Below are 15,654 nucleotides of genomic sequence, written 5' to 3' on the forward strand. Positions count from 1 at the left end.
TTTTAATATTTACTCGCCCCATCGAAAAGAAGAAACTTCCAGGTCAGCCAGATCAAGTACCCTATCGACCACCGTGGCTGCGAGCTCCTCAAACGACTTTGGCAAACTATAAAAAGAAGGGGTAGCCGGACATACAATTGCACCTGCCTCTGTAACCACTTTCATATTCTGAATATGTATCAGGCTCAGAGGCGTATCGCGTGTAACAAGGATCAATTTACGACGTTCCTTCAACATCACGTCTGCTGCCCGGGTAGTAAGGTCATTTGATATTCCGGAAGCAACACGGGCAAGCGTACCCATGGAGCAAGGACAAATGATCATGGTATCATACTTGGCAGATCCGGAAGCAAATGGCGCACTAAAATCTGTTTTAGAATATATTTTAAAAGGATAATCTTTATAACTCTGATTCTGCAGTTCAAACTCCCATACCTGCAGGGCATTGTCCGACATGATCAGCCCCACCTCCAGATCCGGGCGCTGCAGTCCAACCAGCTTGTCAAGCAACACTTTCGCATAAATTGCACCGCTGGCGCCAGTTATAGCTATTACAACTTTTCTCTTCATCATGATTACTCAACAAATAAGTATACTAGTGGTTGTAAATAAAAAAGGGTCGAATACAAGTATTCGACCCTACATCTACCTATGAAAAACATGCCCTTTGAGAGGGCATACAAATATAGTTATAAGCTCAACATTCCCAAAATATTTAACAGGATTTACATATAAAATTCACTTTCAAGACAACTGACTGATAGACAGTTAATTTAAAATTAAAAAAATATAAAACATCGACACCTGAAGATTGTTTATAACAGTTAGCGCCTCACCAAACCGCCACATTATCTTTCAAAGCTCCCTGGCTTTTAAAACAAACTGTATTGAGCCAGTTCATGTCTTGTCCGCTGACCTGTCTCTAAAGAAGCTTTCTTAACCTCTCCTATCCGAAATATCTGAGATTCATTATATCTGGATGCGATGATAACCTGCGTTTCTCCGGCATGCTCGCTGAACAAATTATGGACGAGATCCGGACAATTATTATCTTTCGACAGATGTGATAACAGAACGTGACTTAAAGACGGCGCCCGATGATTCAGGAAGAGATCGAGTGCCTCCCGATTGGATAAATGCCCCCTTCCACTTCTGATACGATTCTTCAGATAATATGGATACTTTCCTTTGCTAAGCATCTCTTCATCATAATTCGCTTCTAAAAAGACGGCGTCGCACATATTAAAATATTTAACGACCTGCTCGCAGGCCCGCCCGATGTCGGTCATCACTCCAACGGTCACAGTACCCGATCTGACAATGAAGCTATGTGGATCGCAAGCATCATGATATTTTGGAAAAGACGTTATCTCCATTCCCCCTATTCTCACAGGCTGGTTGGCATCATATCGTCTTACGAGCTCTTTCTGAACATCCACACATCCGTTATAGATCATCGTCTGGTTCAGATACACAGGAATCTGATATTTTCTGGAGATTACCGCGATGCCTTTTATATGATCCGTGTGTTCATGCGAAACGAAAATGGCTCTTATTGAACGAATGGAAATACCCAGGCGTGATATTCGGGCTTCGGTTTCCTTACATGAAAGGCCGGCATCTATGAAGATCCCATCGGTTTGATCGCCGACGTAATAACAATTGCCGTTACTACCAGAATTAAGAGACGCGATTGATACCGACATAATTATTTTGCTGCAAAAATACTAAATGTTTTAGTTCCTTGCATAGAAAAGATACTATATGCTGAATTAAGTTATCAATCTTTGGATATGTTTTTTTATCGGCGGATATGGCCCGCTCATCAGCTCGTGGTCTGCTAGTGGATAGCCGGAGGTTGTCACCACACTGCAGCCACATTAAGGCCACGGTGAGGCCACGTTTTGCCGGAAAAAGGTGGCCTCACTGTGGCCTCAATGTGGCCTCACCGTGGCCTCATCCACCAATTGGGCACAAGCAAACTACCAGCAGATCAACAGCCGATCAACAAGGAATTAACAATAAATTAACAGCAAGCCAGCGGCTCTTCTACCCATGCTTATTAGTGCCTAGAAACCAAAAAAGGGTGATCATGACTAATGATCCACCCTCGTTAATACAGCATCTTATCCTAATAGCTCATCTCAATAATCTTCTCCACATCCGAAGGAGCCAGCGCTTTATGTTCACCTAATCGGGTCCAGCCACGCGCAGTAAACCGTTTGGCTATCGTCTGTGCGGTTCCCTCGTAGCTTTCTGTGTAATCAGATAGTTTAGTTTTAATATCCATAGACTGGAAAAACTCCTCGGTTTTTTGAATTGCTATGACCGCTTTTTCTTCAAGCGTCCCTTCTTTCACATCCCAAACACGCTCTGCATATTGAGCAAGCTTCGCTTTTTTCGCTTCGAAATTATAGCGATAGTGACTAGGCGCGACGATCGCAAGGGTACGGGCATGATCGATTCCAAACAAGGCCGTCAGCTCATGTCCCATAGAATGGACGGCCCAGTCTGTAGGCACCCCCTTCTGAATAAGGCCATTCAGAGCCATGGTACAACACCACATAAAGTTGGAAGCTGCTTCATAGTCTGACGGATCTTTAATGACCCGCGGACCCACCTCTATCAGCGTCTGCATGATACTTTCTGAAAACCTGTCTTGCAGAAAAGCTCCCGCGGGATAGGTCATATACTGTTCCAGCACGTGAGTGTACGCATCGGTAATTCCATTGACAAGCTGACGCTCTGGCAAAGAACTGACCACCTGAGGATCGAGAACCGAAAACTCAGGGAAGAGACCCGGACCACCCATTCCCAGCTTTTCCTGCGTTTCCGCACGAGTGATCACTGCGCCAGAATTCATTTCAGACCCGGTGGCAGGAATCGTCAAGACCGTTCCAAAGGGCATACCTTTTTCCGTGCGGATACTTTTAGTCAGTATATCCCAGGGATTCCTTCCTTCATAAAGAGCCGCTGATGAAAGAAACTTAGTGCCATCTATCACAGAGCCGCCACCAACGGCAAGTAAATAGGTAATATTCTCCTCTTTGATCACCTTCAGAGCCTGAAGCAAAACCTCATATTCCGGATTCGCAGGAATCCCGCCAAATTCGAGAAATTGAAAATCTTTGAGTGCTTCCTTCACTTGCTCATAGATACCGTTATTCTTGATGCTTCCGCCACCGTAAAGCAGCAGAACCTTAGAATCGGCAGGAATTTCTTTAGCAATGTTCTTTATTTTACCTTTTCCAAAGATAATCTTCGTCGGGTTTTTATATTCAAAGTCTAGCATTGTGTATAGATTAAGTTGAAGATTTGTATCCTCTATTACGTCAATGGTAAGACTTTATGGTTTGTTTTACAAGAATTGGATAAGGTTTGACATTCAACTTACATGCTATGGAGTACCGTCGCCGTTCATTACGGCTCCGGAACCAATTTGAGATCAGCGAACCACCACGTCCCAGACTTTTGCTCGCCTGTCCTCACCTCTCGGTCCCTTAATATAAAGGGTCACTACATATTTCCCACGGTTTTTGTATCGATGAACCGGATTTTGCTCTGTGGAGCTTGTCTGGTCGCCGAAGTCCCATCTCCAGGACTGAATTTCGCCGTACGACTCATCTTTAAAAGCAACGCTTCGCTCCTCCGAATTTAAGATCTTAAATGACCAGTTTGCTTCTAAAGGCCTCCTGAATCTGCTTTCAAGAGGCATCAATTTGAATGGTAGGCTATAAGATGCATTGCCGTACATAGTATGCTCTTTGGATAGGTTCCAGAACCCATTATGACTCTTGGCATCGACATCGTCGTAGTCGATCACGGCCCAGCACAGACCGATATTTTTGTTTTCAGTTAAGACTGACTCTACAGCTCTCGACGGACCTTCGGCACCAGCGTAATCGAATGGTGTGATCCAGAATTCCATCGTAAGCTTTCCTTTCTGACCGGGCTTGAAATTAAAGTCATACGCCGCATTGGCGTAGGGTAGCTCTTTAATCCATGGCTGACTACCCCATACAAGGGTCCAGTCTTTGCCAACTGCGGGAGTAAAGATGTGGTAGTTTTGAGCATGAACTCCGTGGAAACTGAAGTATGCGTCTAGCGAATCCAGCGATTTATTAGGATGAAAGCGATCGATGAAAGGGCCACCGGACTGATCAGCATCTACGATAAGCTCAAAAGTATCATTATGAAGACCCGGATGACTAAAATCCCAGTAATCATCGTATGCCTCGTAGAGAAAATAAAGTCTGTTCAAGCCATTCACCCATGCAACCTTCACTTTCACATCAAGATTCCGCTGATCAGCATTGTTATGCTTCTTGCTATCGTCCCACAACTGGTCCATTCCCACGGTGTAGCTATGGGGCACGAGATCCCAGTCGCCCGACTTACCGTCGATGACCGGGATCTTATCCGCAGGAAACTGAAACACCTTGAATTCCCTGGTTTCATCCTGGGCCAGAAGCGTCGTCGCTCCCTGAAAAAGGATCAGTCCTAACATCAACAGACCTGAAGATAGCTTGTTCCAGCACATATATTCGTTACGAGGATCTAAGGATTAATCAGACTACTTGCTCTTACTTAAGTGGCTCTACCCTGAACCAGTCATAATCGCCCCAGCCCGAATCATTAATTTGAGTCTGGCGTGTAGCAAAAAGTCCCAGCTTTGCTCCAATCCATTGACCTGGCGTTGCCTGAAATTCGGCTCCTGCCGGCGTAAAAGATTTCCCATCTGTGCTGTAACTGAATCGGCACTTCGCCCCCGCAGACATGCTCACCCGCAAATAAAGCTCGCCATTCTTAAGTTTGGTGATCACCGTTTCTTTTTCAGTGCCTCCTTTATTCGCTTTGTCGCAGACACTATAAACCAGATATAGTCCATCCTTTTTATTCATCAAACTGAGGGCCGCATAGCTTTGACCCATCACAACGAGGCCCGTACGTTCATTTTCGATTTTTTCATTCGGCTTGAAGCTAACCTTTGTGGTGGCCATGAATTCATCTGCCGGAGTTTTCTGCATCAGGACATTCGGCACATCCCAAAGACTTTTAGCGCCTTCGGGAATCTGATGAGTATATAATTTAAGGGTCCCCTTCGAAACATCCATAAATGACCAGGTTGCCTGCGGATTTGCCTGCCATTGCCACTGTAAGCCTAACTTGCGATCATTGAATTCGTCACTTTCCGCCGGAGTGGCGATGGGATAAGATTTGCCGACGTTAGGCTTTTTGTAGCTCATCACCGGATCTCCCGATCCATCACCGTCATTATCTACGCCGATAACCGGCCAGTCATTAATCCACTTCATCGGTTGCAGGTGCACCACCCGGCCATAAGCGTCTTTATCCTGGAAGTGCAGGAACCAGTCCTCGCCTTTTTGAGTATCAACCCATGCACCCTGGTGAGGACCGTTTACCGTGGTTTTCCCCTGAGCCATCACAACCTTACGCTCATAAGGTCCGTAAATATGCTTTGACCGTAGCACCAACTGCCAGCCAGTTGATACACCGCCCGCCGGAGCGAACATATAGTAGTATCCGTTACGTCTGTACATTTTAGGTCCTTCAACAGTTGGATCTAATTCATGCCCGTCATATACAATCACACCTTCATCTATCGCCTTGGTACCATCAGCATTCAGCTCCTTTATAGCCAGCACACTCTTTATTCCGGCACGACTCCCTGCATACGCATAGGCCAGATAAACCTTTCCGTCTTCATCCCAAAGCGGGCAAGGGTCTATCAATCCCTTTCCAGGCGCTACGAGTATGGGATCTGACCAGGGCCCGGCAGCATCTTTTGCCTTGGTGAGGTAAATGCCAAAATCGGGATCGGGATAGTAAATGTAAAACTCGTTTTTATGATAACGGATAGCCGGAGCCCATACGCCATTTCCATGCTGGGTTTTTTCGAAGTGTTCAAACGGCGGCTGACGCTTCAAAGCATGCGTTAAGATGGTCCAGTTTACCAGGTCTTTTGAATGTAAAACGGGAAGTCCAGGCACAGCATCGAAACTCGAAGCAACCATATAAAAATCGTCGCCTACCCTTACCGCATCAGGGTCGGAGTAGTCGGCGTTTAGAATTGGATTCTTGTAGGTTCCATTTCCCTGATCTGCCACCCAGACCTTGGAAATACCCTTTCCGGTTCCTGGTGTTTGAGCGCTCAGGCTCCATCCGTTTAAGATCAAAAAACTAAATAAAAGTGACTTCTTTAAATCGTTCATGTGTCTAAGTACTAACGTTGTTATAAGTATTCAGCTCGTGTAATCTGCTGAGACAAGGAAAAGACTGATTAAACACCGGATATCCAGCCGGTGCTTCCAAAGATTTCTTTGAGCGTGTAACGCTTCATTTCGCTTTTTTTCAACTGCTTTGACCAGCTTACTCTGCTTTGCTTCAGCGCACCGGGACCGGTACTTTTATATTCGGCATAGAAGGCGGTCTTTTCTTTGTCTGGAAACATCAGATCACCTTTCCAGGGATTCCAGCCTTCGGGTACGATATGACTTCCCATTTCGGTACGGATGAAAACTGTTTTTGCATAGGGCCTCCAGGGACGGCCGAGATATACCTTTTCAACACCGGGGGCAGCTGTTAACCTGCAGTCGAAGAAAACATATCCGAACTTTTGGTCAGGGCGCGTTCCTGCCGCGGTTATAAAGGAATTGGTTAGAGAATTGATGTGGCAGTTCTGAAACACTGCGGTAGCTTCTCCGAAAATAAAGTCTGTTGTCCCTTCGATATAGCAGTTTTCGTAATACTGTCTGCTATTTTCGGTAGCGGTATATAAGGTATCCTGATTACTGAGTAAGCGGCAGTTTCTGACAACCACCCTATCCCCTTCGACATGAAGAGCTACTGCCTGCCCTACCCGGCCTGCTGTATTTTCGATGGTTAGGTTTTCGATAATCACCCCATTGCCCTGAACAAGCAAGGTATACGATGAATATGTTGAGTGCTTGGCCAGACCTAAGGCATCGGTACCACCTTTAACGGGTTTTCCGGTATGATCGTTATTCGTAATAATCGTACTCTCGGCACTCTCCCCGATTAGTGTGATATTTGTTTTCCAGGAAGGTATCCAGATCTTTTCCTTGTACACACCTTTTTTAATGTGTATTTTAACACGCTCATGCCCTAAGTCACGCACCGAGTTGACCGCCTCCTGTATGGTTTTGTAGTTGCCGGCGCCCGATTGATCGACCGTTATTTCTTTTGGATATCTTGGATCTTGTGCGATAACTGAACCTGTTTTCATAAACAGAAAAAAAGCAGTCAGAAATGATAGATTGATCATAAAAGGTCGCAACTTCACCTGTTCTGCAAGTGAAAGCTTGGGCAGCGAAAACGTTGACATTGGCGTATAATTAGGATTATTTAACTGATTAAGGCAATATTAAGTAAAACTGTCAAGCCAAACAACGTTACAGCATACTGAAAGTATGCAATCGTTCCCGGCTATTCTCAACGTATGAATGCATTGTCCTCGGAAACGCTAAAAGCGGTGCAAAAAGACGTCTGGAGGGACAAAAGCAGCGCCACGTAACGAATTGCTTACAGGTTGATCCCGATACATAAACCAAAAGATCAATACGCCTGAGAAATTTTATTTAAATTAATAGTGGAAATTAGAATAATGAATAGAGAAGATGCCGACCTGATAGAAAAACTCGAACACTTACGTAACGAGCTTGAGGGAGAACTACATCTGGACTCTCTGCAAAAAATCCTATACGCTACAGACGCATCTGCATACAGGGAAATGCCTCTGGCAGTAGCTATTCCACAAAATGAAAGTGATATCACGAGAATCATCCACTTCGCAACAGCTGGAAAGATTGGAATTATATTCAGATGTGGAGGAACTTCTCTGGCGGGACAGGTGGTAGGTGACGGAATAATCGTCGATCTCTCCAGGCATTTTACCAATATTATCGAACTAAACGTCGAAGAACGATGGGTGCGGGTACAGCCAGGGGTCATTCGGGATGCTTTGAACATTTTCCTTAAGCCGTTCGGACTATTTTTCGCCCCGGAGACTTCTACCGCCAACAGGGCAATGATCGGGGGTATGGTAGGCAATAATAGTTGCGGAGCAAATTCCATCATCTACGGGAGCACAAGAGAACACCTACTGGAGATAAGAGCTTTGCTGAGCGATGGCTCGGAGGCTGTTTTTGCGGAACTCGATACAGAAGCCTTCCTGGGAAAATGCAAAGGCGATAATTTGGAATCCAGGATCTACCAAATGACCTACAACCTGCTTTCTGATCCGGCAAGCCGGCAGGAAATCTTCAACGAATTTCCGAAAGCGAGCATTCAGCGGCGTAATACAGGTTACGCAATTGATATGCTGCTGCGCGCTAAACTTTTTGGCGGGGAAAACGACACACTGAATCTTTGCAATATTATCGCAGGCTCTGAGGGCACGCTCGCTTTCGTCAGCCAGATAAAGCTGAACCTCGTTCCGATTCCTTCGGGATCAAAAGGATTACTTTGCATTCATTTCAGCTCGGTGGAGGAAGCACTCAGAGCGAACACCATCGCCATGCGGTTCAACCCCAGCGCTTGCGAGCTGATGGATCATTATATTCTTGATTGCACCAAAGACAACATCAACCAGCGTAAAAATCGCTTTTTTATACAAGGAAATCCCGGAGCGGTGCTTATTGTTGAGTTTATCCGCGATAATCACGAAGAGCTCGTCGGGGTTGCTGATCTCTTAAAAGGTCAGCTTCAACAGCAAAATCTTGGATATTATTTCCCTTTGATTCTGGACGAAGACTGCAACAAAGTCTGGGAGTTACGCAAAGCTGGGCTGGGGCTGCTCAGCAACCTTCCGGGTGATGACAAAGCGGTACCTGTTATAGAAGATACGGCGGTTGCTCCGGACGATCTGGCGAATTATATCCGCGATTTCAATGAGATTTTAAAAAGGCACGATCTGTACTCCGTTCACTATGCGCATGCAGGTGCAGGAGAGCTACACCTGAGGCCGATCATCAATCTAAAAACAACAAGCGGCAACCAGCTATTCAAAACCATCGCCGCAGACATTGCAGAACTGGTTAAGAAATATCAGGGGTCACTCTCCGGAGAACATGGCGATGGTAGGCTAAGGGGCGAATTTATTCCCTATATGGTCGGCAGTAAAAACTACAGTCTATTCAAAATGCTGAAAGACACCTGGGATCCTGCTCATATATTCAATCCGGGAAAGATCACCGACACCCCTCCCATGAATACCATGCTGCGTTATGAACCAGGGAAGGTACAACCAGAGGTCAAAACAGTGTTCCGTTTTCAGGGGCAAAATATTCTCCAGCATGCAGAACAGTGCAATGGCTCCGGAGATTGCAGGAAACTTCAATTTTCGGGCGGGACCATGTGCCCTTCTTACATGGCAACGAGAAACGAGAAAGATAGCACAAGAGGCAGAGCCAATGTGCTTCGTGAGTTCTTAACCAACTCAGAAAAAATAAATCGCTTTGATCATAAGGAGATACTGGAGGTAATGGATCTGTGTCTGAGCTGCAAAGGTTGTAAGTCCGAATGTCCTTCAAGCGTCGATATGGCAAAATTAAAGGCTGAATTTCTCCAGCAATATTACGATGCAAATGGATCACCACTGAGGTCCAGGTTGATTGCAAACTTCAATACTATATCGCGAATCGCCAGTATGTTTCCTTCTGTTTACAATTTCCTATCCTCAACGCGACTGAAATCTATGGCAGGATTTGCTAAAGAAAGAACTATTCCCAAACTGCATCATTACACCTTAAAAAGCTGGTTCATTAAGCATAAAAAGACGAGTAGAACGTCGGATAGGAAAGTATACTTCTTTTTCGATGAATTTAGCAATTACAATGACACGGAGATAGGTATAAAGGCAATATTGCTTTTAGAGCAATTGGGATTCGAGGTGATGATGGCTAACCATGTTGAAAGTGGTCGCACCTGGCTATCGAAAGGATTTGTTCGCAAGGCCAAAGAGATAGCAAATAAAAACGTGCGTTTGCTCAGTGAAGTCATCACTGCGGAGGCTCCGCTTGTTGGCCTAGAACCGTCCGCTATTCTGACTTTTAGAGATGAGTACCCGGATTTGGTAGACGAGATGCTTATTCAGAAATCACTCGGGCTCTCGAAGAACACCTATCTGATTGACGAGTTCCTGGCGAAGGAAGCTGAGAATCAAAATATAAACAGGGAACTATTTTGTAAAGACAAGCGCCGGATCATGCTGCACGGTCACTGTCAGCAAAAAGCCATTTCCACGTTGAACGTTTCGGTAACCTGCCTGAGCTTACCGATGAACTACCAGGTTGAGGTAATCCCCTCCGGCTGCTGTGGAATGGCGGGTTCTTTCGGACTGGAGAAAGAGCACTTCAAAGTTTCTATGGAAATAGCCGAACTTGTTCTATTGCCATCTGTCAGAAACACCTCTGCAGAAACAATCATTGCGGCGAGCGGAACCAGCTGCAGACATCAGATAAAAGATGGATCAGGTCGCAATGCTTATCATCCGGCAGAAGTTCTTTACGAGGCATTAATAAACAAACCGTCGTTTTGATAATTTAGTCTCTCAAAAAGTGAATATAATCGGTAACCGGAGGATTGAAGCCATTTCTTCGGAGCTCCATGGCAATCTGAGCACGATGATAGGTTGCATGATTGAATGTATGCAGCAGAATGTCCTGCAGATCGTTTTGGTAACTGACCCCCATGCTGTTCGTGTAACTTACATGATAAGTAAAGCCCTCAACGTTTGTATCTACCCATCTCCTCAAAACGGCGGAGGATCGCTCGTGCAGCTCGTTGCATTCGATAATAGTGTGGTCATCCCAGATTCCGACCTCGGCAGGCAATCCCTGCATCCGATTTACCCAAATTACCTGAGCATTGACGATATGACTCATGAGATGCAGACAGGTATGGGGAAGATTCGGACCTGTGGTCCCAAGGACATCCAGCAGGCGCCGGTTCGCCCAATCATTATAAACCCACATCTGATGTATTGCGGTAGACATGCTTTTACCTGGATATTTATTAAAGTTAAAGAGGATTAGGGAAAAAACCGATACAAAGCATACATAAATTCAGAAATATGAACATCTTTGAACTCCTTTTCTTTCTTACATGAAACTTTGCAACAAGACCTGCGATTTACAAGAATGTTTAATGTGCCGGGGCATCTTACCCGAATGGAAGCCTGCCTTAGACAAGCACCGTAAAAATTATAGTGTAAAAAAGGGAGAAAGCATTATAAGAGAGGGAGACATTGTAAACGGCATTTACTTTGTCTATAGCGGAAAACTAAAAATCCATAAAAAGTGGGGTAATAAAGAACTTATCATACGGTTTGCTACTAACGGAGCCATTATAGGACACAGGGGCCTTAGCAGCAATATTGAAACCTTCCCCGTGTCTGCAACGGCTCTCGAGCCTAGCATAGTTTGCTTTTTGGAGCTTGACTTTTTCCTGGCCACCCTACGAGTAAATCATGAGTTTGCATACCGCCTGTTACTTTTCTTTGCGGACGAACTTCAGGAATCAGAAAGAAGAATGAGAGACCTAGCCCTTAAATCGGTAAAAACCAGGCTCGCTAGCGCTTTACTTCAACTGTCTCAGCTTTTCGGTATAAATGAAAATCGCTGCATAAACTTAGATCTTAGCAGAAACGATCTGGCATGCTTTACCGGTGCCACGTATGAAACAGTCTTTCGAACCATAAACGAGCTGGTTCAAGACGGATTAATCACCCTTGATGAAAAAAAGATACAAATTACAAACCCCTGCGGGCTCGAGGCACTCACTAAAGAAAATAGTTAAGGAATTTTGCCCTTAGAACTTGTACCCGAGGCCAAATCCTGGATGCCATTTACCATCTTTTGCAGCGGTTTTGTTTGTATAATATAACGGAATCTGAACAGCAAGATGTTTGTACGACGCCGTAAAACCTACACCCAGAGATGGGACGATGGTAGAATTCGCCGGACTGCCTTCCGCAACTTTGTCTTCCTTGATTTTTAAACTGGGCAGCATTCCAAGGCTAAGAACGACAGGCTTCCGAGTGTATTTTATACTTGGACCACCGAAATTAACATATGCACCGTTGTCAACATATCCGGCAACAATGAAACCGTCCCATAATGCAGGTTTTAGTGTTGCTCCAGTTACATTGGTCTGGGCATAAATTTGCGAAGCGGCGAGCGCGAAGGCGAGGCAAAGTAAAGCCTTGAAATTTTTTGTTGTCATTTAAGAATAGGTTAAGGTTAACTAAGAGAAGTCGAGCAGATACTGTCCTTCTTTTTGCCAAATGTATAGAAAATTGCTGCACCTGTGAGAAACAGCAGCCAATTAAATTTAAAGAAAATTACTATTGGTTGATCAGATAACCACCAGTCGCTCAAGCTGGCAGAATCGGCGAACCTAATACCGGACGAGATGACAATTTTGGAATGCTACCCTCCTACGCCCGTACCAGAATACACTGAATTAGCAGACATCTGTTCGCTATTAATTCCGATATAAACAAAACCGTTCTCTACCTTAACCGGGTAGGTTCTGATAGCGCACTCGTCTCCGCTCAAACACTCTCCGGTGCTAAGCGAAAAGGTCTTTTTATGAAACGGACAGGCGATCTTTGGCTCATCATGGCACGATCCGATCATTCCGCGGCTAAGTGCCATTTGCTTTTTATGTGGACACTCATTTTGTGTCGCATACCACTCATTGCGACGTTTGAAATAAAAAAGTGCAATCTGTTCATCCCCTGCTTTTACACATACACCGCCATTTTCAAGTGCATCTTCAACTCTGCACGCTGCAAACCAGCTTCTTAATAGTTCCATAGTTATAAGTTTTTGATAAAAAATTCAGACAACCGTCCACTCTGCTGCCTTCTTTTGATTACGCATTTCTTCGAAGGTGACCGACGTATCCTTCTCCCCGGGAGCGTTAACAAAATGATTAAATCTCTTTCTGATTTCAGGAGTCTCGACCGCGTGTTTCCATTCGCACTCGTATGCTTTAAGAAGTTCTTCCATTTGCATTTCCCAGGCTTCAGCCATGCTTAAGCTATCGTTCAGAATCACATTCCGCAGATACTCAATCCCACCTTCCATTTTATTCAGCCAGGTAGCCGTCCTTGTCAAGGGATCAGCCGTTTGGATATAAAACATCAGGAATCGGTCGATATATCGGATACAAGTGTCACTATCAATGTCAGATGCCAGAAGAAGGGCGTGCTGAGGCTTGCTGCCACCATTTCCGCAAACGTAAAGATTCCAACCTTTTTCAGTTGCGATAATTCCAAAGTCTTTACTTTGCGCCTCTGCACATTCGCGAATACACCCGCTAACAGCCGACTTGAATTTATGAGGAGCCCTCAGCCCCCGGTAACGCTCTTCTATGCGTATGGCGAAACTGACGCTGTCGTGCAGTCCGAACCGGCACCATGTACTACCCACGCAGCTTTTCACAGTCCTCAATCCTTTACCATACGCATGCCCGCTTTCAAAGCCGGCCGCTATAAGCTCCTCCCAAATGAACGGAAGATCACTGAGATGAGCGCCAAACATATCAATTCGCTGTCCACCGGTTATTTTGGTATATAAATCATATTTTTTGGCAACAGTAGCGATAACCATTAGCTTATCCGGAGTGATCTCCCCACCGGGGATACGGGGAACCACAGAATAGGTACCCCCTTTCTGGATATTAGCCAGAAAGCGATCGTTACTGTCCTGAGCGACATCATTACCCCTTTTTAATATCATCTCGTTCCAAATGCTAGCCAAAAGGGAAGAGACCAGAGGTTTGCATACCTCACATCCGTCACCTTTGCCTACTGCATCGAGTATATCATCATAGCTCTTTAATTCATGAATCTTAATGAGATCGAAAAGTTCCTGCCGGCTGTAGTTAAAATGTTCACATATCACATTGCGAACAAATTTCCCGTTCGACTTCATGGTATGTACCATCAGATCTTTGATCATCGGTACGCATCCGCCGCATCCTGTACCCGCCTTCGTACATTTTTTTATAGCATCAACCGTTTCACAGCCGTCTTCTGATACTGACTCGCAGATTGCACCTTTGCTGACACCTTCACAGCTGCAAATTAGTGCATCAGCAGGGAGAGACGCGACGCCCATACCAACAGGTTCGCCCGTACGTCCGGCACCAAGGATCAGGTCTTCCGGATTTGGCGGCAAGGCCATGCGATTATTCACAGTTTGCAGCAGCATGTTATAGCTTGATGCATCGCCAATTAGGATCCCTCCAAGAAGCAACTTGCCGTCATTGCTTATGTTGATACGTTTATAAGTACCCTTATGGGTGTCTTCAAAAACTATCGTGCGACAATCCGGTTCCGCGATAAATGGGTCTCCAAAGCTTGCCACATCCACCCCTATCAACTTCAGCTTGGTACTCATATCGAAGCCTCTGAACGACTTATCACCGCCACATAGATGAGAGGCAACCACCTCGGCCATTTCATATCCGGGAGCAATCAAGCCATAGATCATTTGATCATATAGAGCACATTCGCCAATGGCGAAAATATTGGGGTCGCTGGTTTGCATCTTTCCATTTACCAGAACGCCTCCGCGTAAACCGACTTCCAGTCCCGATAACCTCGCCAACTCGTCCCTTGGGCGGATTCCGGCAGATATCACTAATATATCAATAGCAAGATCCGTATCATCGTTAAACTTAAGCGATGAAATAGCCTGGTCTCCTTCTATAGCGCGGGTTGATTTGCTTAGATGGATCTCGAGTCCAAGGCGTTTTAACTTCGATTGTAGCATTTCGCTTCCGGCGCTATCAATCTGCCTGGGCATCAGACGGGGAGCGAACTCAACCACATGGGTTTTTTCAAGATTTAGATCCATTAATGCCTTGGCGGCTTCGAGGCCTAAAAGGCCACCACCCATTACGGCACCTACCTTGGCATTGCGGGTGTAGCTTTTAATTAAGTCCAGGTCATCTATCGTTCTATAAACGAATACGCCCTCTTTCTCAATTCCGGGAATGTCAGGAACAAACGCCGATGATCCGGTCGCTAGTATTAAATAATCATATCGAACACTTAAGACACTGCCAGAATGAACAATTTTATTAGACCTGTCTATCTCTGTTACCGATTCGTTAAGATAGAGAGTAATGTCGTTATCCTCGTACCACTGTGCGGATGATAGCGAAAGATCATCAGCAGACTTTCCGCTAAAATATTCACTCAAATGGACACGGTCATAGGCTCTCCGAGGCTCCTCTCCGAAAACTACGATCTTAAAAGAACTATTTCGGCTTCTGATCTTTTCACAAAATTTGAATCCGACCATCCCGTTTCCGATAACGACTATTATTGGTGCTTTCATATCTAATATTTTATCCGAACCATTCAGTTAATTTTCAGCATTTCAACCATAATGTTGAGAAAATTGCGATAAAGTCAAGTTATTATTACAATTACAATACTAATATAGCTTTTTACAATAGAAATAACAGAATAAAATATGATTTTTATCATAAACTATCAGTATAAACATAAATAATACTCACTTTATAACATAAAAACCAACAATACAATATAAAAGATAAATAAATAGTCAATACTAAAAGCATAAAAGTCAAAAA

General features: G+C 44.8%; 12 protein-coding genes. 2 read left to right on the forward strand and 10 right to left on the reverse strand.

Features of this window, described 5'->3' with window-relative positions:
- Nucleotides 1-9: 9 nt before the first annotated feature.
- The 6 genes from B0I27_RS08650 to B0I27_RS08675 all read right to left on the reverse strand — a co-directional run bounded on the left by B0I27_RS08650 (nucleotide 10) and on the right by B0I27_RS08675 (nucleotide 7,366).
- Nucleotides 10-573: a UbiX family flavin prenyltransferase gene (locus tag B0I27_RS08650; RefSeq protein WP_106292837.1), complete on the reverse strand. Its 564-nt coding sequence runs from the start codon at nucleotides 571-573 to the stop codon at nucleotides 10-12.
- A gap of 299 nt (nucleotides 574-872) precedes the next feature.
- Nucleotides 873-1,706: an MBL fold metallo-hydrolase gene (locus B0I27_RS08655; protein ID WP_106292838.1), complete on the reverse strand. Its 834-nt coding sequence runs from the start codon at nucleotides 1,704-1,706 to the stop codon at nucleotides 873-875.
- Between the two features lie 425 nt (nucleotides 1,707-2,131).
- A complete protein-coding gene (locus B0I27_RS08660) occupies nucleotides 2,132-3,292 on the reverse strand; it encodes an iron-containing alcohol dehydrogenase (protein WP_106292839.1) in 1,161 nt (386 codons plus the stop codon).
- 153 nt (nucleotides 3,293-3,445) lie between these two features.
- The gene (locus B0I27_RS17730) at nucleotides 3,446-4,540 is read right to left on the reverse strand and encodes a PKD domain-containing protein (protein ID WP_245925461.1); all 1,095 of its coding nucleotides are present in this window, start codon (nucleotides 4,538-4,540) and stop codon (nucleotides 3,446-3,448) included.
- Nucleotides 4,541-4,583: 43 nt separating this feature from the next.
- Entirely contained in the window at nucleotides 4,584-6,233 is a 1,650-nt protein-coding gene (locus B0I27_RS08670; protein ID WP_106292840.1) for a glycoside hydrolase family 43 protein, read from the reverse strand.
- A 68-nt stretch (nucleotides 6,234-6,301) separates the two neighbouring features.
- Nucleotides 6,302-7,366 (reverse strand): pectinesterase family protein, encoded by a 1,065-nt coding sequence (locus B0I27_RS08675; RefSeq protein ID WP_245925462.1) that lies wholly within the window; start codon nucleotides 7,364-7,366, stop codon nucleotides 6,302-6,304.
- 279 nt (nucleotides 7,367-7,645) lie between these two features.
- Between B0I27_RS08675 and B0I27_RS08680 the strand changes: the two genes are divergently transcribed.
- Entirely contained in the window at nucleotides 7,646-10,579 is a 2,934-nt protein-coding gene (locus B0I27_RS08680; RefSeq protein WP_106292841.1) for an FAD-binding and (Fe-S)-binding domain-containing protein, read from the forward strand.
- A 4-nt stretch (nucleotides 10,580-10,583) separates the two neighbouring features.
- Here B0I27_RS08680 and B0I27_RS08685 read toward each other — a convergent pair whose 3' ends face one another.
- The gene (locus B0I27_RS08685; RefSeq protein ID WP_106292842.1) at nucleotides 10,584-11,036 is read right to left on the reverse strand and encodes a DinB family protein; all 453 of its coding nucleotides are present in this window, start codon (nucleotides 11,034-11,036) and stop codon (nucleotides 10,584-10,586) included.
- A 151-nt stretch (nucleotides 11,037-11,187) separates the two neighbouring features.
- Between B0I27_RS08685 and B0I27_RS08690 the strand changes: the two genes are divergently transcribed.
- Entirely contained in the window at nucleotides 11,188-11,838 is a 651-nt protein-coding gene (locus tag B0I27_RS08690) for a Crp/Fnr family transcriptional regulator (RefSeq protein ID WP_245925463.1), read from the forward strand.
- 12 nt (nucleotides 11,839-11,850) lie between these two features.
- Here the strand turns inward: B0I27_RS08690 and B0I27_RS08695 are convergent, their stop codons facing one another.
- From B0I27_RS08695 to nirB, 3 genes are all read right to left on the reverse strand, one after another.
- A complete protein-coding gene (locus B0I27_RS08695) occupies nucleotides 11,851-12,264 on the reverse strand; it encodes a hypothetical protein (RefSeq protein ID WP_245925464.1) in 414 nt (137 codons plus the stop codon).
- Nucleotides 12,265-12,470: 206 nt separating this feature from the next.
- Nucleotides 12,471-12,860, reverse strand: a complete 390-nt coding sequence (nirD, locus tag B0I27_RS08700; protein WP_106292844.1) for a nitrite reductase small subunit NirD — start codon at nucleotides 12,858-12,860, stop codon at nucleotides 12,471-12,473.
- Between the two features lie 24 nt (nucleotides 12,861-12,884).
- On the reverse strand, nucleotides 12,885-15,395 hold the full coding sequence (nirB, locus tag B0I27_RS08705) for a nitrite reductase large subunit NirB (protein WP_106292845.1): 2,511 nt from the start codon (nucleotides 15,393-15,395) through the stop codon (nucleotides 12,885-12,887).
- Nucleotides 15,396-15,654: the final 259 nt, after the last annotated feature.

The organism is Arcticibacter pallidicorallinus (genome assembly GCF_003002875.1).
GTDB classification, from domain to species: Bacteria; Bacteroidota; Bacteroidia; order Sphingobacteriales; family Sphingobacteriaceae; genus Arcticibacter; species Arcticibacter pallidicorallinus.